This window comes from Ruegeria sp. N8 (assembly GCF_056531325.1).
Map to the genome: position 1 here is coordinate 85717 of NZ_JBQFLQ010000005.1, position 20225 is coordinate 105941.

The 20225-nt window shown below is 58.5% G+C and carries 16 protein-coding genes and 1 riboswitch; of the genes, 14 read left to right on the forward strand and 2 right to left on the reverse strand.

The annotated features are described in order from the left end of the window. Positions 1–176 precede the first annotated feature (176 nt). A riboswitch (cobalamin riboswitch) is annotated at positions 177–376 on the forward strand. Between the two features lie 102 nt (positions 377–478). The 13 genes from ACR0C5_RS11810 (at position 479) to ACR0C5_RS11870 (ending at position 14821) form a co-directional block, all read left to right on the forward strand. Continuing rightward, positions 479–823 carry a DUF1636 family protein gene (locus ACR0C5_RS11810; protein WP_170773446.1) on the forward strand — a complete coding sequence of 115 codons (345 nt, stop codon included), beginning with the start codon at positions 479–481 and terminating at the stop codon, positions 821–823. Continuing rightward, on the forward strand, positions 820–1626 hold the full coding sequence (locus ACR0C5_RS11815) for an ABC transporter ATP-binding protein (protein ID WP_480876743.1): 807 nt from the start codon (positions 820–822) through the stop codon (positions 1624–1626). The genes ACR0C5_RS11810 and ACR0C5_RS11815 overlap by 4 nt, the downstream gene beginning before the upstream one ends. Beyond that, complete coding sequence (locus ACR0C5_RS11820) at positions 1623–2570, forward strand: ABC transporter substrate-binding protein (protein WP_480876746.1); 948 nt, start codon at positions 1623–1625, stop codon at positions 2568–2570. The genes ACR0C5_RS11815 and ACR0C5_RS11820 overlap by 4 nt, the downstream gene beginning before the upstream one ends. A 1-nt stretch (position 2571) precedes the next feature. Continuing rightward, positions 2572–3585, forward strand: a complete 1014-nt coding sequence (locus ACR0C5_RS11825; protein WP_170773440.1) for a FecCD family ABC transporter permease — start codon at positions 2572–2574, stop codon at positions 3583–3585. Between the two features lie 205 nt (positions 3586–3790). Next, complete coding sequence (locus ACR0C5_RS11830) at positions 3791–4306, forward strand: ferredoxin-type protein NapF (RefSeq protein WP_480876748.1); 516 nt, start codon at positions 3791–3793, stop codon at positions 4304–4306. Beyond that, a complete protein-coding gene (locus ACR0C5_RS11835; protein WP_170773436.1) occupies positions 4303–4596 on the forward strand; it encodes a chaperone NapD in 294 nt (97 codons plus the stop codon). Before ACR0C5_RS11830 ends, ACR0C5_RS11835 begins: the two co-directional genes overlap by 4 nt. Further along, positions 4593–7085, forward strand: a complete 2493-nt coding sequence (napA, locus tag ACR0C5_RS11840) for a nitrate reductase catalytic subunit NapA (RefSeq protein ID WP_480876750.1) — start codon at positions 4593–4595, stop codon at positions 7083–7085. Before ACR0C5_RS11835 ends, napA begins: the two co-directional genes overlap by 4 nt. Before the next feature lie 27 nt (positions 7086–7112). Beyond that, on the forward strand, positions 7113–7931 hold the full coding sequence (gene napG / locus ACR0C5_RS11845) for a ferredoxin-type protein NapG (RefSeq protein ID WP_480876753.1): 819 nt from the start codon (positions 7113–7115) through the stop codon (positions 7929–7931). Further along, positions 7928–8845, forward strand: coding sequence for a quinol dehydrogenase ferredoxin subunit NapH (napH, locus tag ACR0C5_RS11850; RefSeq protein ID WP_480876756.1), 918 nt, complete (start codon positions 7928–7930; stop codon positions 8843–8845). The genes napG and napH overlap by 4 nt, the downstream gene beginning before the upstream one ends. 12 nt (positions 8846–8857) lie before the next feature. Next, entirely contained in the window at positions 8858–9295 is a 438-nt protein-coding gene (locus ACR0C5_RS11855; protein WP_170773428.1) for a nitrate reductase cytochrome c-type subunit, read from the forward strand. 29 nt (positions 9296–9324) lie between these two features. After that, a complete protein-coding gene (locus ACR0C5_RS11860; protein WP_170773426.1) occupies positions 9325–10026 on the forward strand; it encodes a NapC/NirT family cytochrome c in 702 nt (233 codons plus the stop codon). Positions 10027–10039: 13 nt separating this feature from the next. Then, positions 10040–10297: a hypothetical protein gene (locus ACR0C5_RS11865; RefSeq protein ID WP_170773424.1), complete on the forward strand. Its 258-nt coding sequence runs from the start codon at positions 10040–10042 to the stop codon at positions 10295–10297. 501 nt (positions 10298–10798) lie between these two features. Next, positions 10799–14821 carry a beta strand repeat-containing protein gene (locus ACR0C5_RS11870; RefSeq protein WP_480876760.1) on the forward strand — a complete coding sequence of 1341 codons (4023 nt, stop codon included), beginning with the start codon at positions 10799–10801 and terminating at the stop codon, positions 14819–14821. A 54-nt stretch (positions 14822–14875) separates the two neighbouring features. On the opposite strand, the gene ACR0C5_RS11875 is transcribed toward ACR0C5_RS11870, so the two are convergent. Together ACR0C5_RS11875 and ACR0C5_RS11880 are read right to left on the reverse strand one after the other, a co-directional pair. Beyond that, positions 14876–16288, reverse strand: coding sequence for an RtcB family protein (locus ACR0C5_RS11875; protein ID WP_480876763.1), 1413 nt, complete (start codon positions 16286–16288; stop codon positions 14876–14878). A 477-nt stretch (positions 16289–16765) separates the two neighbouring features. Then, a complete protein-coding gene (locus tag ACR0C5_RS11880) occupies positions 16766–18322 on the reverse strand; it encodes a vWA domain-containing protein (RefSeq protein WP_480876766.1) in 1557 nt (518 codons plus the stop codon). 173 nt (positions 18323–18495) lie between these two features. Between ACR0C5_RS11880 and rtcR the strand changes: the two genes are divergently transcribed. Next, positions 18496–20073, forward strand: coding sequence for an RNA repair transcriptional activator RtcR (rtcR, locus tag ACR0C5_RS11885; RefSeq protein ID WP_480876769.1), 1578 nt, complete (start codon positions 18496–18498; stop codon positions 20071–20073). The last annotated feature ends 152 nt before the right edge of the window (positions 20074–20225 follow it).

The window sequence follows — 20225 nt, forward strand, 5'->3', positions numbered from 1 at the left end:
AGGTCAGTTCGGGGTCACAATGGTACGTCCAGCACCCTTGAGCCCGCAAAACGTAGCCTCGGCTTTCAAATTTTGCTGCGTCGCAGCATAACTGATTGCCCACTGAGCAGCAATATCCTTTGCGCTGTCTTCACCGGAACGTTGCGGAATCCATATTGACCCATGCTCTGATCTGAGGCAGTGACGCTACGATGGTTCCCGATGCTGCACGCGCGGGATGAAAAGGGAATACGGTAAGGTGCAGACCAAATCCGTAACTGCCCCCGCAACTGTAGGCGGTGAGCGACGCCAATATCCCACTGGCCGGATCAGGTCGGGAAGGGTGGCCAAGCACAGACCCGCGAGTCAGGAGACCTGCCATCTCAAACGCAACCAAACCGGGGCGGGGTGTCCTGGAAAGAGGCTCAATGTCACATCGACCCGATGTCATCAGAACCGTTCCTCTCCCTGCCCGTCTGGCATGCAGGTGGGGCGGAGCATGACGGATCATGTGGTGCTGATCTGCACGACCTGCCAAGGGGCAGAGGCGGCGCAATCGATTGCCGAGGCCCTGCGAGAGCGCCTGCCCGAGGGCTACGGCACACGGATGATTGAGTGTATGGCCGGTTGCGATCACCCACTGACCGTTGGATTTCAGGCGGGTGCGAAGGCACAATATCTGTTTGGCGAAATTCAAACCTCGGCCGATATCGACGCTTTGGCCGCTTTCGCGCGGCAATACCAAAACAGTTCCACAGGTTGGACCAAGGCAACGGATCGCCCCGAGGCGCTGTTGCACAAGACCTTGTCGCGGATGCCGCCCTTGGCGACGGGGGCCACATGACCGAACATGCGTTCCTTCAGGTCAACGGCGTCGGTTATCACGCCTATCACGGCGAAGTTCTGCTTCAGGACATCACCTTTGCGCTTCACGAAGGCGCGGTTCTGGCCATCGCCGGGCCCAACGGCGCGGGCAAGACAACGCTGATGAACCTTCTATGCGGGTCCGAGCATCCTTCGGACGGCAATGTATTGTTCAAGGGGCGAAATTTGCGCAGCATGTCGGCGACCGAGCGTGCGCGGATGATCGCTGTTGTCAGCCAGCAGGAATATCCCGACGGGCGGCTCTCCTTGCGCGAGTATGTAGCGCTGGGACAGATCCCGATCCGGGCCGACCGCTCCGCCGAGGCCCTTGCCGCCGATCTTGCGCGAATTTTGGACCTGACCAGCCTGAACGATCTGGCCGACAAGCGCATGGCGGTTCTGTCGGGCGGGGAACGGCAGCGCGCCCATATCGCGCGGGCATTGGCACAAAACCCGGCACTGCTGTTTCTGGACGAGCCCACCAACCATCTGGACCCGGACGCCAAGGGGCGGATGTTGTCACTGGTGGCCGGGCTGGGAATCACAGTGGTGATGATCGTCCACGATCTGGTCATGATCCCGGAATTTGCGACGCATGTCGCGCTGATGAAATCCACCCGTCTTACCGGGTTCGGACCTGTGGCCGACGTGCTGACCACCGACCGCGTGCGTGACACGTTCGGTGTCGATTACCTGTTTTTCCAGCACGAGGGCCGCTTGATCCCGGCGCTGGACATCCGAAAAACCTCAGTTTCCAACCCTGTTAGGAGCATTTCCGAATGAAACACATCTTGTCCGTGGCGCTGGTTACAGCCATGGCGGGCGGTGCCGCCGCGCATGAAGTTACCGTCGACAATTGCGGCGAACCGCTGGTGTTTGAAACCCAGCCCGAGCGTCTGGTCGTGCATGACATGAACATGACCGACATGGCCTTTGCACTGGGTCTACAAGACAAGATCGTCGGCCTGACCGGGATTACCGGCTGGTACAAAACCAGCCCCGAGTTCGACTCGCTGCGCGGCGATATCCCTGAACTGGCCCCGAAATATCCGACGGTCGAGAACCTGGTGGCCGTTGAACCCGACCTGTTCTTTGCCGGTTGGTACTACGGAATGCGGCCCGGCGGTGATGTGACACCGGAAACGCTGGCGCCCTTCGGGATCAAGACTATGATCCTGTCGGAAAGCTGCGTTCACCTGCATAAGGACCGCCCCAAGGCCAGCATGGACCTGCTGTTTGACGATGTCCTGCGTCTGGGCAAGGTCATGCATGTTGAAGACAAGGCCGAAGCGTTGGTTTCAGGCTGGAAAGACGAGCTGGCCGCGATTGAGGCGAAAACCGCCGATCTGCCAAAACCGCGCGTGTTCCTGCTGGACGGGCCCGCTGATGCGCCCTTCACCGCCGGAAAATACGCCATCCCTGATGCGATGATTGCCGCTGCGGGCGGTCAGAACGTGACCTATGACATGGATACAAGCTGGGGCCGTAGCTCTTGGGAGGCCGTGGCCGCCGCGAACCCCGAGTTCCTGGTGCTGTTGGACTATCAAACCGGAAACGGCGCGGCGGATACGTTCAAATTCCTGCAAGAGCACCCGGTGATGTCGCAAACCGATGCGGTCAAAAACGAGCGCTGGATCGGTCTGCGGTACGAAGAACTAACGCCGGGACCCGCGAACATTCAGGCGATCTCGAAAATGGCACAGGCCATGCATAAGGGCCTGAACTAATTTGGGCCGTCTCGGGCTGACACTTTTGGTGGGGGCGGTCATTCTGGCCGCCCTTCTTCTGGTTTCAACAATCTACGGAACCACATCCATCCCTCTGTCCGATACATTCAAGGCCATATTGCTGGGCACAGGCCTTGTGGATGGAGACGTGTCGCCCCTGCACCGTATCGTCTTTGACCTGCGCCTGCCCCGCGCGCTGTTTGCGGCCGTGATCGGCGCTGGTTTGGGGATTGTCGGAGTTGTCTTGCAGACAACCACGCGGAACGATCTGGCCGACCCGTTTCTGTTCGGGCTGTCTTCGGGCGCTGCAGCGGGTGCTGTGTTCGTCATCACCGTAACCGGGGACATTTTGGGGTTCTGGACCTTGCCGCTGGCGGCGTTTTGCGGAGGGCTGGTGGCCTCTGGCATCGTGCTGGCTTTGGTACACGGATTGCGGACGAGCGCGCCTGAGAAATTGATTCTAGCCGGGCTTGCGGTGTCCTTCCTGTTCTCAGCCCTAACCAATTACCTGATTTTCGCAGGCGACAACCGTGCTGCCCATTCCGTCATCTTCTGGATGCTTGGCGGTTTGGGTCTGGCGCGATGGGAAACCTTCCCGCTGGTTTGCGCCGGGCTGGCGCTTATTCTGGCCTATGCCCTCTATCGTAGCCGCTGGCTGGATGCGCTGCTGACCGGAGATGTCACGGCAACAACACTGGGCGTTCCGGTTCAGTCGCTACGGTTCAAAATGTTCTTTGTTGCAGCGCTCGCGACCGCCGTTTTTGTTTCGGTCGCCGGAGTGATCGGCTTTGTTGGCCTGATGGTTCCACATATTGCGCGCGGCATCGCTGGTCCTTTGCACAATCACCTTGTCCCGACGGCAGCCGTGGTTGGCGCGGTACTGCTGACCGGGTCCGATATCCTCAGCCGCCTGATGCTTGCCCCGCAAGAACTGCCGGTCGGAATTGTGACGACCTCACTGGGGTCAATTTTCGTTTTCATTCTGCTGCTCAGAACGGCGAAGCCCAAAAGATAAATTGGCTTGTCTTTGTCAGTCCCGACGCTTGCCGAGCTGTCAGCGCACCTGCAACAATTTGACAAAACAGATTTTTTGCATGCATATTTTTTTAAGTTCCATGCAAAAACTGCCAAGAAATTGATCAATATCAAATCCGGCGCTGAACGAAGCCGTTAATCGGGAATAGCGACGAACAGAATCTAGCAAAGCCAGGTCTTTGAGAATGGGCCAAGTGACTACCCGGCGCGCCTTCCTGAGCGCGAGATTTCACGATGAGGACGGTGTGACAGCCAGACCTCCGGGATCGGTCGGGCCTGACTTTCTGAAGCACTGCACGAAATGCGGCGATTGCGCCTCGGTTTGTCCTGAGGACGTGATTGCAATCGCTGCGGACGGCTTTCCTGTTTTTCAACCCTCAGACAATCCCTGCACTTTTTGCGGTGACTGCGCCAATGCCTGCCCAACCCCTGCTTTGGATATCGACCTTGTGTCCAACTGGCCCTGGCGTGCCGCGCTAAAGCTGGACTCCTGCCTGTCGATGAATGGCGTCAGTTGCCGCCTCTGTCAGGACAATTGCGAAGAAAGCGCGATCCGGTTCTCGCTGCAAACCGGTGGTCGGGCCAAACCGACACTGGATGTGGCGGCCTGCACCGGCTGCGGGCTCTGCCCTACCGTTTGCCCGGCGGATGCCATCTCGCTGGACCACACCCCTCAACCCAAAATGGAAGCTGTGCAATGAACATCTGCGGTTGCCTTGCCCATGTCGCGCCCGACTACGCTACGGCTGCGGCGCAATCCATGAGCGATACACCGGGTGTGGAAATCCACGCCCAGACCGAAGACGGCCGTTTCGTCGTCGTGGTCGAAGATACCCCTGAACGCCTTGCGTCCGAGACCATCATGGATCTGCACCAGATCCCCGGGGTCGTGTCTCTGACGTTGACCTATCACCATTTCGAGGACCTCGCAGAGACCCGCCCGCGTCCCGATGCCCTAAGCCAAACCACCAGCCGGAGGCTCACGCTATGACACATTCTGAATCACGCCGGACATTCCTCAAGGCCACTGCGGCCACAGCCACGGCCTCGGCCGCCGGTATTCCGCTGGCCACAGGCGCGGCCGACGCTCAGGCGGCGACACCGGATATCCGCTGGGACAAGGCCGCGTGCCGGTTCTGCGGAACGGGCTGTTCCGTTCTGGTTGGCACCAAGGAAGGCCGCGTTGTGGCCACTCAGGGCGACCCGGACGCGCCGGTGAACCGCGGCCTGAACTGTATCAAGGGCTATTTCCTGTCCAAGATCATGTATGGCAAAGACCGCCTGACCACTCCGTTGCTGCGCAAGACCAATGGCGAATACGACAAGAATGGCGAGTTCGAACCGGTCAGCTGGGACGAAGCCTTTGATGTCATGGCCGCTAAGTGGAAAGAGGCGCTGGCCAAGAAAGGCCCGACCAGCGTGGGCATGTTTGGCTCGGGTCAGTGGACGGTCTGGGAAGGCTATGCCGCCGCCAAACTGATGAAAGCGGGCTTCCGCTCCAACAACATCGACCCCAACGCGCGCCATTGTATGGCTTCTGCTGTTGTTGGGTTCATGCGGACCTTCGGCATAGATGAGCCGATGGGCTGCTACGACGATTTCGAGCACGCAGACACATTCGTTCTGTGGGGTTCCAATATGGCCGAAATGCACCCCATCCTGTGGTCGCGCCTGACAGACACGCGTCTGACCAAACCGGGCAGCGAAGTTCATGTTCTGTCAACATTTGAACATCGTTCTTTCGAATTGGCGGACAATGGCATCGTGTTCAACCCACAGACCGATTTGGCGATCCTGAACTACATCGCCAACTACATCATTCAGAATGGCGCGGTGAACGAAGACTTCGTCAAAAAGCACGTAAACATCACCAAGACGGCAACCGATATCGGTTACGGCCTGCGCGACGAAAACCAACTTCAGCAAGACGCGGAAAACCCGAACTCGGGCAAAATGGAACCCATCAGCTTCGAAGAATATGCCAAAGCTGTTGAGCCTTACACTTTGGAATATGTATCTGAACTCTCAGGTGTTCCCGCTGACAAGCTTGAGAAACTTGCGAAACAATATGCGGATCCGAACCGGAAAGTCATGAGCCTTTGGACCATGGGTTTCAACCAGCATACGCGCGGTTCGTGGGTGAACTCGCTGATGTACAACGTCCACCTTTTGGTTGGCAAAATTTCCGAACCCGGCAACTCGCCCTTCTCGCTGACCGGCCAACCATCTGCCTGCGGCACCGCCCGAGAGGTTGGCACATTTGCCCATCGCCTGCCCGCGGACATGGTTGTCGCGAATGACGAGCACCGCGAGATTTGCGAAACCGCATGGAAAATTCCCGAAGGTACAATCCCGCCAAAACCTGGCTTCCACGCTGTTTTGCAACACCGAATGCTGAAAGACGGGGTGCTGAACGCGTATTGGGTTCAATGCAACAACAACATGCAAGCCGCCCCGAATATCAATGAGGAAGGGTACCCCGGTTATCGCAATCCTGAAAACTTCATCACAGTTTCAGATCCCTACCCAACCGTCACCGCAGTTTCAGCTGACCTGATCCTGCCAACGGCAATGTGGGTCGAGAAAGAAGGCGCATATGGCAACGCCGAGCGCCGCACTCAGTTCTGGCATCAACAGGTTAAAGCGCCGGGAGAGGCTAAGTCCGACCTTTGGCAACTGATGGAATTCTCGAAACGCTTCACTGTAGAAGAAGTCTGGGGCGAAGAGCTGCTGACCAAGATGCCAGAGCATCGCGGCAAGACAATGTTCGAGGTTCTGTTCCAGAACGGGAATGTGGACAAATACCCGCTTTCGGAAACCGCCGAAGGTTTCGACAATGACGAAGCAGAGCATTTTGGGTTCTACGTGCAGAAAGGATTGTTCGAAGAATATGCCGAATTCGGGCGCGGTCATGGGCACGATCTGGCACCGTTCGAAATGTACCATCAGGCACGCGGTATGCGCTGGCCGGTCGTGGATGGCAAAGAAACGCTTTATCGCTTCCGCGAAGGATATGACTCGTATGTCCCCGAAGGGGCGGGCGTCAAATTCTATGGGCACAAGGATGGCAAGGCCAAAATTATCTTCGCGCCTTATGAACCTGCTGCTGAAGAGCCGGACAATGAATATGATTTGTGGCTCTGTACCGGTCGGGTTCTGGAACACTGGCATTCGGGTTCGATGACCCGTCGGGTTCCGGAACTGCACCGCGCCTTCCCGTCGGCTGTTGTTTTCATGCACCCCGACGACGCCCGGGATCGAGGTCTGCGGCGCGGTCAGGAAATTGTTCTGTCGACCCGTCGTGGCGATGTCACCAGCCGGGTCGAGACCCGTGGGCGCAACAAGGTACCACGCGGACTGGTCTTTATGCCCTGGTTCGACGAAGGCCAGCTGACCAACAAGCTGACGCTGGATGCAACCTGCCCGCTGTCGAAGGAAACCGACTACAAGAAATGCGCCTGCAAGGTCGAGCGCGCGTAAGAGACTGGCAAGGCAAAGGTAAGTCTCATGTCTGGTGTTGGCTCTCCCCTCTCGCCGCAGCGGCGCCGGTTCCTTCAGGACTCGGCGCGCGCCGCAGGCGGCTGCGTGGCGGCCGGGTCCATGTTGGCCTGGCTGGCACGCGACGCGCGGGCGTTACCAGCCGAGGCATTGCGTCCCCCCGGAGCCTTGCCGGAACAAAACTTCCTGTCCGCCTGTATCCGTTGTGGCCTGTGCGTGCGGGATTGCCCCTATGACACGCTGAAACTTGCTGAGCTTGGCGTCGATGCCGTCGCCACCGGCACACCCTATTTCACCGCTCGTGACGTGCCCTGCGAGATGTGTGACGACATTCCCTGTGTCGCCGCCTGCCCCACTGGGGCGCTGGACCCTGCGCTGGACAATATCGACGACGCCGATATGGGAGTGGCCGTTCTGGTCGATCAGGAAAACTGCTTGAACTTTCTAGGGCTGCGGTGCGACGTCTGCTACCGCGTCTGCCCCGTGATTGACCAGGCAATCACGCTTGAGACCGCGCATAACACCCGTTCGGGTCACCATGCGCTGTTCCTCCCTACCGTCCACGGCGACCGCTGCACCGGTTGTGGTATGTGCGAGAAAAGCTGCGTTCTGCCCGAAGCCGCGATCAAGGTTCTGCCCACCCGGCTGGCGCGCGGCAGCAGTGCCGACCACTATCGCAAAGGCTGGGAAGAAAAAGCCGCCAAAGGCGCGCCCGTGGTCGAAGGTATCATTGACCTGCCGGACCGCCTCCCCGGACCGGGCACCGACAATCTGGTCACGCCGGGCGGCTTTGCGCCGGAGTACAATTTGCCGGGGACCGGACAATGAGCATCCGCACCCATATGCCTGTCGGACAGGAAGCCATCGAAGTCAAAGGCTGGATCGGCGCGCACAAATACCTGTTGCTGCGCCGAGCCTCACAGTTGTTCTTTCTGGTCCTGTTCTTGCTGGGCCCATGGTTCGGCATCTGGATCGTTCAAGGCACGCTGGCCGGGTCGCTGACCCTTGGCGTGTTGCCGCTGACCGACCCATTTGTTCTGCTGCAAAGCGTGGTTGCCGGGCACTGGCCCGAACTGACCGCCCTGATCGGAGGCCTGATTGTTCTGGTCGCCTACGCGCTGATCGGCGGGCGCGTCTATTGCTCCTGGGTCTGCCCGATCAACCCGGTAACCGATGCCGCCCACTGGCTGCACCGCAAGCTGGACCTGCCCAAAGGCTGGCAACCCAAGCGCGGTACGCGGCTGTGGATCTTGGCCACCGTACTGATCGTCTCGGGTCTGACCGGCGTCATCGCATGGGAGTTGATCAACCCGATCACCATGCTGCATCGCGGGCTGATCTTTGGCGCGGGCTTTGTCTGGGCGATGATCGTTGCAATCTTCTTCTTCGACCTGTTCGTGTCTCGCCACGGATGGTGCGGGCACCTGTGCCCGGTCGGAGCATTCTATGGCCTAATCGGCACCAAAGCGATGTTGCGTGTCAGCGCGCCCAATCGCGCAGCCTGTGACGACTGCATGGATTGCTTTGCCGTCTGCCCGGAAAACCACGTCATCTCACCCGCGTTGCGCGGCAAAACCGGCACCACACCGCTGATCCTGTCGCCCGACTGCACGAATTGCGGCCGCTGTATCGATGTTTGCGCGGTTGATGTTTTCAAGTTTACTCACCGGTTCGACGACCACGTCGCCGCACCTTCCGATCCCGTTCCCGCGCCCATTCAGCGCGCAGCCAGACCCACCTAAGGGAGTGCCAAGATGAACAAGCCAATCCTGACCGGCGTCACAGCCCTGATCCCCGTCATACTCCTGAGCGGTTTCGCCCTTGCCCAATCCGCGCAAGTCGAAGCCCTGCGCGGGGCCGAGGTTGATGAACCCGTTCCACTCGATCAGGTCCACCGCACTATCGAAGGGCGTATGCAGAGGAATTACCGGCAGCAACCCCCGCTGATCCCGCATTCAATCGAACAATACCAAATCGATCTGCGGACCAACCAATGCTTGTCCTGCCACGACTGGACAAAGGCGGGTGAGCGCAACGCACCCACTTTATCGATGACGCACTATCTGGACCGCGAAGGACGTGAACTGGATCAAATCGCCGGTACTCGGTACTTCTGCAACCAGTGTCATGTCCCACAGGCAGACACGCCGGCGCTTGTCGATAACGTTTTTGAACCTTCTTCCGGAAACTGATCCAACGCTTGACTGAAAGGAGCACCGAAATGGCAGACTCCCCCGAAAAACGCGGCTGGATCGGCCGCATCTGGAATGCGATCTGGACACCGACCGTTCTGTTCAGCTCGGGCTTTCTGGTGCTGGCAGGGTTCCTCGCCGGTATCCTGTTCTGGGGTGGGTTCCACTGGACCCTGGAACTGACCAACACCGAAGAGTTCTGCACCTCGTGCCACACGATGGAAACGAACCTCGGCGAATACCGCGAGACGATCCACTACAACAACCACTCGGGCGTGCGGGCTATATGTTCGGATTGCCACGTGCCGCATGAGTGGAACCACAAGATCAAAGCCAAGATCATGGCGGTCAAGGATGTCTATCACGAGCTGGCCGGCACCATCGGCACGCCCGAGAAATACGAAGAACATCGACTGAGCATGGCCACCGCTGTGTGGAAAAAGATGAAAGCTTCAGACAGTCGTGAATGCCGCAACTGTCACAACTTCGACTATATGGATTTCACCCTTCAGGAAAATCGTGCGGCGTCCGAGCATCAGCGTGCCATCGACACCGGCATGACCTGCATCGACTGCCACCAGGGGATCGCGCACAGCCTGCCACCTGGACATCTGCAGCGGTATCAGGAAATCACCGAAGAGCTGGCTGCTGACGCACCGACACCGCTGGGTCAACAGGTGGCGGACGGAAGTGAAGAAATCCGGTCATTCCTGACCAATCGGTCCGAGTAAAAAGGAGGCAGATATGCTGGAACTTCTGGGAACAATCGGAGCCAACATAATCAGCCTGCCCGGTATATTGGGCCTGGCACTGGGTATGATGACCCGCAACCCCTTGCTTGGCGCGGTGATGGGAGGCGTTGTTGGCGTCGCTGAAACGCTAATCTTTGCGCATTGGTCATTCGCCAATTTCGGAACAGGCGAACTGCTTATCGCAGTGGTCGTCGGGATGTGCGCAGGGGCCTTGGGTTCGGCAATTCGCATCAAGGGCGCTACTGTTTGATGTTTTGACAAACAGGTTTGCCGTAGCAAACTTTGCATTTAACAGTTGAAGGCGGTGCTAAATTGGCGCCGCCTTCTCTTTTCGCGCAAAAGTTGCGCTCGACGAAAACGGCCCACAAACATATAAAACATCAAACAATCTGACTCATTTTAGCGGATTATTGAAACACCAGGGCACATAGATACTTCAAAAATTGGTGTCCATTGGGGTGCAACAAGGTTCGGTTTTTGCACAAACGCGCTGAATTTTTATTTCAACGTTTTCCGACGCTTGTTGACCAGAAGATTCGATGGGCATCTTGAAGTCGCAATACGAAGACCGCTGTTGCAAAATTGCAATCTGACAAAATTTTCCAACTAAACACTTTCCACCATTTACGCCCCCAACTCGCTTTGGCTACTAATGTTAACATATCGTTAACGAGTTCATCTTTGGGGGTATGCAATGAATAGTTGCGCAAAGCAGCACACGCCGGCACGTGTGGCAAGAGGCGGTCGTGTTGTGAAGTGGAAGGGCCGGGTGGCCAGTGTCGCGCCTTCGGTATTCCTGGCCTCGATAGCGGTAAGCGCTTGCGCAACTGTTGCTTCTGCGGATGTTGTCATTTCTGCACCGCAGACGACCCCGGCGGACTTTCTCATCGACGAGGACATAACGATCACCGAAACCGGGGCTGTTAATCTGACCGCGGATTCTGGCCCCGCCGTGCAGATCAACACCGATTACACCAGCGTCTTTACCAATGACGGAACGATCTCGGGCCCCGCCCCCGGAGAACAACTTGGGTTCGGCCTGGAGCTAAACGGAGATCTGGGTGAAACCGGACAGGTTATCAACAACGGGTCGATCGACATTGATATCGACGCCAATGGGTCCGCACTTGGCCTTGGTGTCCTGTTTGACGACGATCTTGCCGGAACATATCAGAACAACGGGACAATCGACGTCAATGTCAGCAGCGACAATGCCGTCGCATTGGCGATTGGAACTGTGGTCGACGGTGTTGCTCAATCAACGGCGACGATCAAAAACAACGGGGACATACTGGTACAGTCCTCGTCGGTTCCGACTGAAAACGTGGCTGCGGCCGGGTTTCTGTTCGTGAACCCCGCCGAAACAGACATCGACAATGCCGGTACGATCCAAGTCACAGCCCAGACGGGCGAACAGGCCTCGGCCTTCGGCTTTCAGTTTGAAGGAAGCCTGAACGGCAATCTGACCAACTCGGGCACGATCAGCGCTACGGCCACGGACGGGGTGGACGATGTCTATGCCATCGGGGTTGAGGTGATCACCGATGTAAACGGCGACATCAACAACACCGGCACTATCTCAGTTCTGGCCAATGGTTCAGCGGATGACGCGATTGCCTGGGGTATCCATGTCGAAGGCGACCAGAACGGTGCCCTGATCAACTCGGGCACCATCGTCGCAACGGCGCAAACGACCTCGGGCAGCGCTGATGGCGCGGCTGTCTATGTTGAGGGCAACACGGTTGGCAACATCACCAACAGCGGGACGATTGATGCACGCGGCACCGGGACGGCATCTGCCAGCGGAGCGGCTTATTATCTAGGCGGCGATTTCGACGGCGATTTCGAAAACTCGGGCACCATTCTGCTGGCCTCTGACTCCACCGCGTCCGAGGCAGAGACTTTTGGCCTGTTTGTCAGCGGACAAATGGACGGTGATTTCACCAATGCGGGCACGATCACCATAAGCGCCACGGGTAGTTCGGCCGAAGCCCGGGCCCTGACGATCAATGGCGGCTTGATCGGGGAAATTCGCAACACTGGCACGCTTATGATCCAGGTCAACGCTTCCTCCGAGGGATCTGGCACCGGCTTTTACATCCGCAACGGGCTGACCGGGAATTTCGCCAACACCGGCACGCTTCAGATCAATGTGACAAGCGATACCTCCGAGGCAACGGCCTCTGGCCTGCGCGTCTTTGGTGGAATGGACGGTGACATCATCAATGACGGCACAATCACAGTCGAAGCCGAGGGCGATTTCTCGGCCTTTGCGGCGGCTGCCGATATCCGCAACACCCTGACCGGATCAATCACCAACACTGGCACTCTGCGTATTCAGGCCGAAGCGTTTTCGACCGCAACTGCCGGGGGCTATACGATCACCAACGGGATGGTTGGCAGTTTCAGCAACAGCGGTACCATAATGGTGTCGGCCGTTGGCAGCACGAACGAGGCCCGCGCCTTCGGCCTGCGCGCCTTTGGCGGGGTCGATGGGGACATCACGAACTCTGGCACGATTGCCGCTCAAACCAGTGCGGCGCAAACATCGGTGGCTACAGGCTTTATTGTCGGCGGGCCGTTTGACGGTAACTTCCTGAACACCCAGACAATCACGGCAATGGCCGAGGCCAGCACCGGGTCGGCCCGCGCCCATGCCCTGGATATCACGAGCACCTCGACAGGACAGATCGAAAACAGTGGCACACTGAACGTGCGGGCCGAAGGATCGACCAACGCCTTTGCATCCGCCATCGACATCAGCGGCGGCTTGAATGGCGACTTTGTCAATTCCGGCACCGTCCGCGCCGAAGCGGACAATCTGTCCGGTGGCTCCTCGGCCTCTGCTTTCGGGGCGTTTATTGCCAACGGCATGACCGGAAATATTGAAAACTCGGGCACGCTTACTGTTGAATCCAACGGACAAACTCTGGGTGTCGCTGCCGGGGTTTTCGTGACCAATAATGGGTTGGGCGGAGATTTCACCAACTCAGGCACAATCATGGCCAATGGATCAGCCGAAACCGGCGACGGTCTCGCCTTTGGTCTGCTTGTGAATGGCGGAATTGATGGCGTGCTGACCAACAACGGCACCCTGATTGCCGAAGCCTCGGCCCTTTCTTCGGCCCGTGCAACTGGCATTGTCGCGAATGGTGGACTGACGGGAAGTTTTGCCAATTCGGGTACGATCTCGACCACGGCGATTTCAGAATCCGATGAAGCGCTGTCGCAGGGTATTTTCACGGGCAACAGCAGCGATGCAGCCGCAAGTAATACCGGCAATGTCTCTGCGTCTGCCACCGGCGCATTGGGTGCAACGGCGCAGGCGTTGTCTCTGGGCGGGGTCTACAATGACGCAGTCACCAACTCGGGCCAGTTGACGGCAGTCGCCGCTATCGCAAACGGAACCGGTGATGCCGACGCCAGTGGTGTGTTTATTGCCGATTTGCAGGGCACATTCGCCAATACTGGCGTGATCAATGCCGCTGCTTCGGGCGGCGACACTTCCGAGGCCTTTGGTCTGAACATCCAGAATTTCGACGGCGAGATTACCGAGGTTGGCTCTATCTCGGCGCGTTCGGACACAGATGATGCCTATGCCATCTTCTTGGGCTCGGGAACCGGGACGCTGAATCTGGACACTCAGGACAATGTCGACGGCTTGATCCGTGTTCAAGATCATCAGGTCAATCTGTTCGCCCAAGGCGGCAGCTCGGTGTTCTTTTTCGAAGATGCTGCGCCAGGAACAGAGGATTTCAACACGATTATCTCGGACGGCCGGTCGGGATGGTTCGTGCAGGATGAAGGTGGCCCAGCACCGGTCTATGCCGCTGTCGATCCGGCCGAAATTCTGACATCGGCCGATATCGTAGCCTATTACGGCACTCTCATCGGCAGCTCGAACGGCGCGCTGCGCTATGAGGCTGCGCAGGTCACACGCAATGCTGAAACCGGCAATGTCTCGGGTCTGAGTATTGGTGGCTTCCGTCCTTATGTGCATCTCGACGCGGCCTCACGCCGGTTCGAAAATGTGCCGGGCATTGATACGGATGTCACGGCGATCAACGGTAGCGTCGGCTTTTCGGGACAGTTGGACAATGGCACCGCGCTGGCCTTTGGGCTGGGCGTGTTCCGCACGGATGGCGACACCGACACCACCGATTTTGACACGGACGGCTTCTATATCGACGCCTCAATCGGACGTCAGATCGGCGCCTATACGGTCGAGGCCGGGCTGGGCTATGGCTGGCTGTCCACCGACCGCACGCGCGAGATTTCAGGCAGCGCTGATGCGGATGCCGATTTCGACAGCACCTTGCTGACGGTCTACGCCGGTGTCGAGCGGGATTTCGAGACCACAGGCACCATCGGCCTGACCGGTTTTGGCGACCTCCGCTATACCCGGCAAGAGGATGACAGCTACACCGAAACCGGCTCATCTGCGAACGCGACCGTGGACGACGCCACAACTGACGTGATTGAGGTCCGCTTGGGTGTCGAAGCCTCCAAGGCTCTGAACACAGGCGGCGTGTTGGTCGGTCAGCTTTCCGGCGTTGTCCGGCAGGGTCTGGGCGACTCGGATGCGGATGTCACTGTCTTTGGCTCAACCCAAAGCCTCAGCTTTGCGGCCACCGACTTCTCGGGCGGGAGTGTTCTGATTGGATATGAGCATGAGTTCATCCCCAACATGCAGTTCGAGGCCAACGCCTCGCACGAGGTTGGCAGCGATGCGCAGGGACCGAATTTCCTTGCGGGCATTCGCTGGTCGTTCTGAGGAACCGATCTTAAAGAACAAGGGCCGAAGTGGTTGAACACTTCGGCCCTTGCTTTAGCGGCGGCCTTTCTTCCTGTTCATCCAGAAAGGCGGCACATCACCTGCCATGATACAGCCGTAGGGGTCGATATAATCCTCGATTTCGGCCAGATCATAGGATTTGATCTGCGCTACAACACTGTCCGCACTTTTGTAGCTGGACGGCAGTTCCGAGGCGTCCACACCGCCGGCATGGAAGCGAATATCCAGACCTTCGGTTTCCGCCTTCAACATCTCATCCGGCGTAACAGACCCCATCCGGCGCTTATGTTCGGAACGCGAGAAATTCCGCCCCGCCCCATGTGGGCTGAAGCCAAGACCGTGGCCTGCATCCTTGCCGCGCACGACCAGCACCGGCTCGGACATGTTCAGCGGGATCAGGGTCAGCCCGGTCGCGTCCGCGGCATAGTCACCCCACGCCGGGGTTGCGCCCTTGCCGTGATAGAACAGATCGCCCCGTTTGAAGACGAAGTTATGTTCGTTCCAATACCGGTTCCCGACATCGCCCACTCGCGCGGCCTCAACCGTTGCCTGATGGATCGCGTTGTGGTTGGCCTTGGTCCATTTGCGGATCAGTTGCAGGGCATCCCAATAGTCGCGCCCTTCCTGCGTGTCAGCTGGAATCCAGGCGTTTTGCTTCGGCGTACCCGGCGACAGCTCCTTGCGGAAGCGATGCGCGACGGTCATGCCGTTCTTATACAGAACAGCCCCCGGCCCGCGCGAACCGTGATGGGTCACAATCGCCGTCCGCCCGGTTTTGCGCGACCGGCCGACAAACAGGAAATGGTTCCCGTCGCCTTGCGTCCCCATATGCTCCTGCGCCATACGCAGCGATTTCGGGTTGTCGAGAAACGGATTTTCACGGAACGCATCCAGCAGTTTCAGCGAGGTTGTGAAGCGCTTGCCCTGCGGCCGACCACCCGGTCCGAAATGGGTCGCTGACTGCGCCGCATCCAGCACGGCCTTTGGGTCAGCATTGCCCAGATCAGTGATCATGACCGAGCAGCAAATGTCGGCCGAATGCATCCCCGGATGGATCGCATTGCGCGCCGCCGCGACGCCGCCAACCGGGATCGTGCCGACCGGACCAGCCGGACAGGCATCGGGCATAATCGCCCCGGCCTCAATCGTCGGGGTCCGCATCAGCGCGGTCATCGTTTCGCGGACTTTCTCGACGTTGTCCTCCTCATCCGGATCGCTGGCGTCGATATTTTCGTGAAACGGCACCTCACCGGGCGCGCGCAGATCCAGCGTAGGCGGAGTCGGAAGGATCTCACCCTCCAGCTCCTGCCGGATGCGCACCAGACCGAAGCCTTCGGCCCGCATCTCATTCGCGCGCGCCAACAGGACGGGGAATTGCTTGCCAGGGCGATGCCCCCAGTCTTTCAGGTGTTCGCCCGTTACGGGATCAAATGTGTTTTCCATCATCATATTCACTCAAATTCAGGCCCCGGCGACAAGTTGGGAAGAAACAGTTCGGGAGGCCCGCCCCGCATCTGAATGGGCAGATGCGTTTGCCGTCTGGGCGCCGGCACGGAGGGGAGTTGAACCCGCTCGACCTGTCCCTGAGGTGCCATGTAGTTCCTTCGGCATTCGCCGGGGGTGTCCTTTCGTTTTGGGTCTCGACGACAAGAGTTTGGTGAAACGCCCTGCTCTACCCAACTGAGCTACCGTCCGTCCCCCGTGGGGCTCGGACGAGCGGGATTCGAACCCGCGACCTGGAGATTAACAATCTGTAGTTCCACCGGCATTCGCCGAGACATGCCTTTCGTTCGGGTCAGGCAGACAAGGGGTGATGAGACCACGCCCTGGTCAGGGCGCGGATCGGTAACAGCGATGTAGTCCCACCGGCATTCTGCCTGATGTTGTTCTGATGGCCGGGGCAGCGCACTGCCCGAGCCTTGTTTATACATCGATCTTTTCGATCTCAGCGACCCAATGATCCGGGCCGGTTTGACCGCTGGCAAATGCCGCGATCTGGTCAAAGACCGCATCCGAGAACCCGCCGACATTCAACACATCGGCACGCGTCTGCGCCTGAGTGGTCCCGTATGGGGCGATGTCAATGCAGACCAGCTTGGCCTGCGGATTGCGACGCTTGATCACCTCCCACTCCTTCAACATCGCTGTGCCCTGACCACCATTCCGGGCATCCACCCACGACTGGTTGTCAGACACGAACACCACCAGATCCGGTGCGCGGCCGCGCTTGTTCAGCCAGGCCAGCGGCGCGGAACAGTTCGTCCCGCCACCGGCCAGTGCGGCCAGACGCTCGGCATTGGTCAGGATCGTGTCGCGCGGTTCCAGACGCACATCACGCACATCGAAATCGAACGGCAACACCTGACACCCACGGTTCACCCGTTGGAAGGACGCCGCCACCAGCGCCGCCACATCCACATGCCGCACGGCCGAGGTCGCCCCCGGACGATACCCGGTCACGGACCACGTCATCGACCCTGACACGTCTGGGCACACAACCACCTGCCCCGCAACCTGCGGTACGTTCTGCGCGGCGATCTCCATCGCGTCGTGCAGCGCGTCCACGATCAGGCGCGGCATATCCGGCACCACGGTTTGCGCAGCCACCATCAACTGGTACGGAAAGGCCCGAGCCTTGGCGATGGCTTTTGGGTCGCGCAGCAAAGCAGCCACGTGATCCACGTTGCGGGTCACGTCGAAAACGCCGTGACGCTGGAAGGTGTTCAGGTTCTGACGAACCATCTGCCACGAGCCCTTGCGCGCAATCCGCGCCCATTGGACCTGCGTCAGTTCCAGTTGCGTCAGCATCTGGAACGGCACGTCCGGCAACGGACCCTTGCCGGTTTCCCGAAACGCGATCCAATCCCTCAGGGCCTGCGGCAGCCGTGCCAGATTGCACGGCCGCCCGACGATCCAGGCAAACAGCGCCTCCCGCTCGGCCGAGGCCGGTTTCGGGTGCACCATCTTGATCACGTCCGCCAAAGACGGGTCATTCCCGATATTGGCATTCAGCAGCGCCCGGTCAGAGGCGGTGTTCAACCAGGTCTGGACCATCGCTTTCGGTGCCGACCCCAGAGACTTACGCCCCGTTTGACCCGACCGGACAACCTGCACGAACGTGCGCAGCATCTTGCCGTTATCGACCACACGGGCGAAAGCCGCCCGAAACAGGACCGGATCACGCCGGGCCAAAACAGCCAACAAGACAGCAGGCATGTCCTTCATGTACCCCGACTGGCGGGCATAGATCGCAGCCTGCGCCAAGTACTTTGGCTCAACGGTCTCAGCCACATCCAGAACGTATTCCAACTCTTCCTGCGGCGACTGATAGAACATGCCGCCAAACGTTCCCGTCACGGCGACCTGCGCCAGAGCATGGGCATCTGAATATGCAAAAGCCGGCGCGCCATGGGCGTTCTTCGCAGTTGCTTTCGGCAGCAACCGGCCTTTCAACGATGCAAACACGGATTTGTTCGCCATTTTCCTATCCTCGTTTTGTCTTGAGGATGTTTTCTCATGGTCCAGCCAAAGCGCAGAGAAAAAAGTGAAAATAGTATAAGCTGTTGTTTATAATATAGTAATCGGCGATTTGCGATACGCGTAAACTCGCGATATTATACTTTTGTATCTTATATTATAGAATTGGATATACCATGAAGAATGTGGTCATCGGGTTTCTTGGTACGCAGCTAGATATGGGCAAAAAACGGCGCTGGAAGCCGACGCCCAGCCTGACATCGCATGATCATTTTCCTGTGCATCGGCTCGAATTGTTGCACGACCGCAAGTTCAACCGGCTCGCCCATCAGGTCAAACATGAGATCGCCGAGATATCGCCCAAGACCGAGGTCCTGTTGCAACAGATGGATCTGGATGACCCCTGGGACTTCCAAGAGGTCTACGGCAAGCTGTTTGACTTTGCCCGCGCCTATGGCTTTGACGAAGACCGCGAGCAGTATCATGTGCACCTGACCACCGGGACGCATGTGGCGCAAATCTGCTGGTTCCTGCTGACAGAAAGTCGCCATGTCCCGGCGCGGCTGATCCAGACCGGCCCGCCCGGCCCGGAGGATCCAACCCCGAAATTCGATGTCATTGATCTGGACCTGAGCCGCTACAACGCTTTGCAACAGCGCTTTGACCAGCTCTCGCGGGAATATAGCGACCAGTTAAAAGGCGGGATCGAAACACGAAACGCGCAATATAACACCTTGATCGACCGGATTGAGTTGGTTGCCAGCAACTCGGACGAACCGATCCTGCTGCTGGGCGAGACCGGGACCGGCAAGACGGAATTGGCTCAGCGGATTTACAACCTCAAACTGGATCGGCGCAGGGTCAAGGGACGACTAGTCCATGTCAATTGTGCCACGCTTAACGGCCCCGATGCGCTGGCCACCCTGTTCGGCCAGCGACGCAGCTATCTGGGGCAGGCCGGGACCGAACGTGGCGGGCTGCTGCGTGAAGCAGATGGCGGCGTCCTGTTTCTGGACGAAGTTGATGAATTAGGCTGGTCCGAGCAATCCATCTTGCTCAGCGCGATCGAGACCGGACGGTTTTACCCACTTGGATCGGATCACGAGGTGTCCAGCCGGTTTCAGGTCATCGCAGGTGCCAGCCACGATCTGCGTGCGTTGACGGCCGAGGGACGTTTTCGCCCTGACTTGCTTGCCCGCCTGAGCATGTGGAACTTCAGATTGCCCGCCCTGCGCGACCGGCGTGAGGATATCGAGGCCAACCTTCACTATGAACTCGCACGGTCGGAGCGCAGCCTGGGCATTCAGGTCGGCTTCAACATCGACGCGCGCGAGAAGTTCATACAGTTCGCCACCAACCCATCGACCCATTGGCCGGGCAATTTCCGCGACTTCAGCGGATTGGTGAAACGCCTCTGCACACTGGCCCCGCGGGGCCGGATCACCCGAACAATGGTCGAGGATGAGACAGCCGCGCTGCTACAAGATTGGGCATCCTCGACCTCAGACAGCGACCAGACGCTGGTGCGCGGTATTTTGGGATCAGCCACGCGTGACATTGATCCTTTCGACCTGGTGCAATTGGCGAATGTCATCCGAACATGTCAACGCACGCCCAATCTCAGCGCGGCGGGTCGGGCGTTGTTTTCGGTCTCACGGGAAAAGCGCAGCACGCAGAACGATGCGGATAGGCTGCGGAAATACCTGCAGAAATTCAACCTCGACTGGCACAAACTAACCGTCCCCAGCCAATAGTCAGCCAGTATTTTTTCGTTGGAGCAATCACGGAACGGTGAGAGATTTCTAAATTGGAAAAAAAATATTACCAATTCCTAAAGTCTCCTCTATGCTCTCTAGCTATCAGCATGTTTTCTGCGAAAGCATGGTGATGATCTATGGGAGGATCA

Coding starts and splice junctions, on each gene's coding strand:
- ACR0C5_RS11810 (WP_170773446.1), top strand. CDS start 479: ATGACGGATCATGTGGTGCTGATCTGCACGACCTGCCAAGGGGCAGAG.
- ACR0C5_RS11815 (WP_480876743.1), top strand. CDS start 820: ATGACCGAACATGCGTTCCTTCAGGTCAACGGCGTCGGTTATCACGCC.
- ACR0C5_RS11820 (WP_480876746.1), top strand. CDS start 1,623: ATGAAACACATCTTGTCCGTGGCGCTGGTTACAGCCATGGCGGGCGGT.
- ACR0C5_RS11830 (WP_480876748.1), top strand. CDS start 3,791: ATGGGCCAAGTGACTACCCGGCGCGCCTTCCTGAGCGCGAGATTTCAC.
- ACR0C5_RS11835 (WP_170773436.1), top strand. CDS start 4,303: ATGAACATCTGCGGTTGCCTTGCCCATGTCGCGCCCGACTACGCTACG.
- napA (WP_480876750.1), top strand. CDS start 4,593: ATGACACATTCTGAATCACGCCGGACATTCCTCAAGGCCACTGCGGCC.
- napG (WP_480876753.1), top strand. CDS start 7,113: ATGTCTGGTGTTGGCTCTCCCCTCTCGCCGCAGCGGCGCCGGTTCCTT.
- napH (WP_480876756.1), top strand. CDS start 7,928: ATGAGCATCCGCACCCATATGCCTGTCGGACAGGAAGCCATCGAAGTC.
- ACR0C5_RS11855 (WP_170773428.1), top strand. CDS start 8,858: ATGAACAAGCCAATCCTGACCGGCGTCACAGCCCTGATCCCCGTCATA.
- ACR0C5_RS11860 (WP_170773426.1), top strand. CDS start 9,325: ATGGCAGACTCCCCCGAAAAACGCGGCTGGATCGGCCGCATCTGGAAT.
- ACR0C5_RS11865 (WP_170773424.1), top strand. CDS start 10,040: ATGCTGGAACTTCTGGGAACAATCGGAGCCAACATAATCAGCCTGCCC.
- ACR0C5_RS11875 (WP_480876763.1), bottom strand. CDS start 16,288: ATGATGGAAAACACATTTGATCCCGTAACGGGCGAACACCTGAAAGAC.
- ACR0C5_RS11880 (WP_480876766.1), bottom strand. CDS start 18,322: ATGGCGAACAAATCCGTGTTTGCATCGTTGAAAGGCCGGTTGCTGCCG.
- rtcR (WP_480876769.1), top strand. CDS start 18,496: ATGAAGAATGTGGTCATCGGGTTTCTTGGTACGCAGCTAGATATGGGC.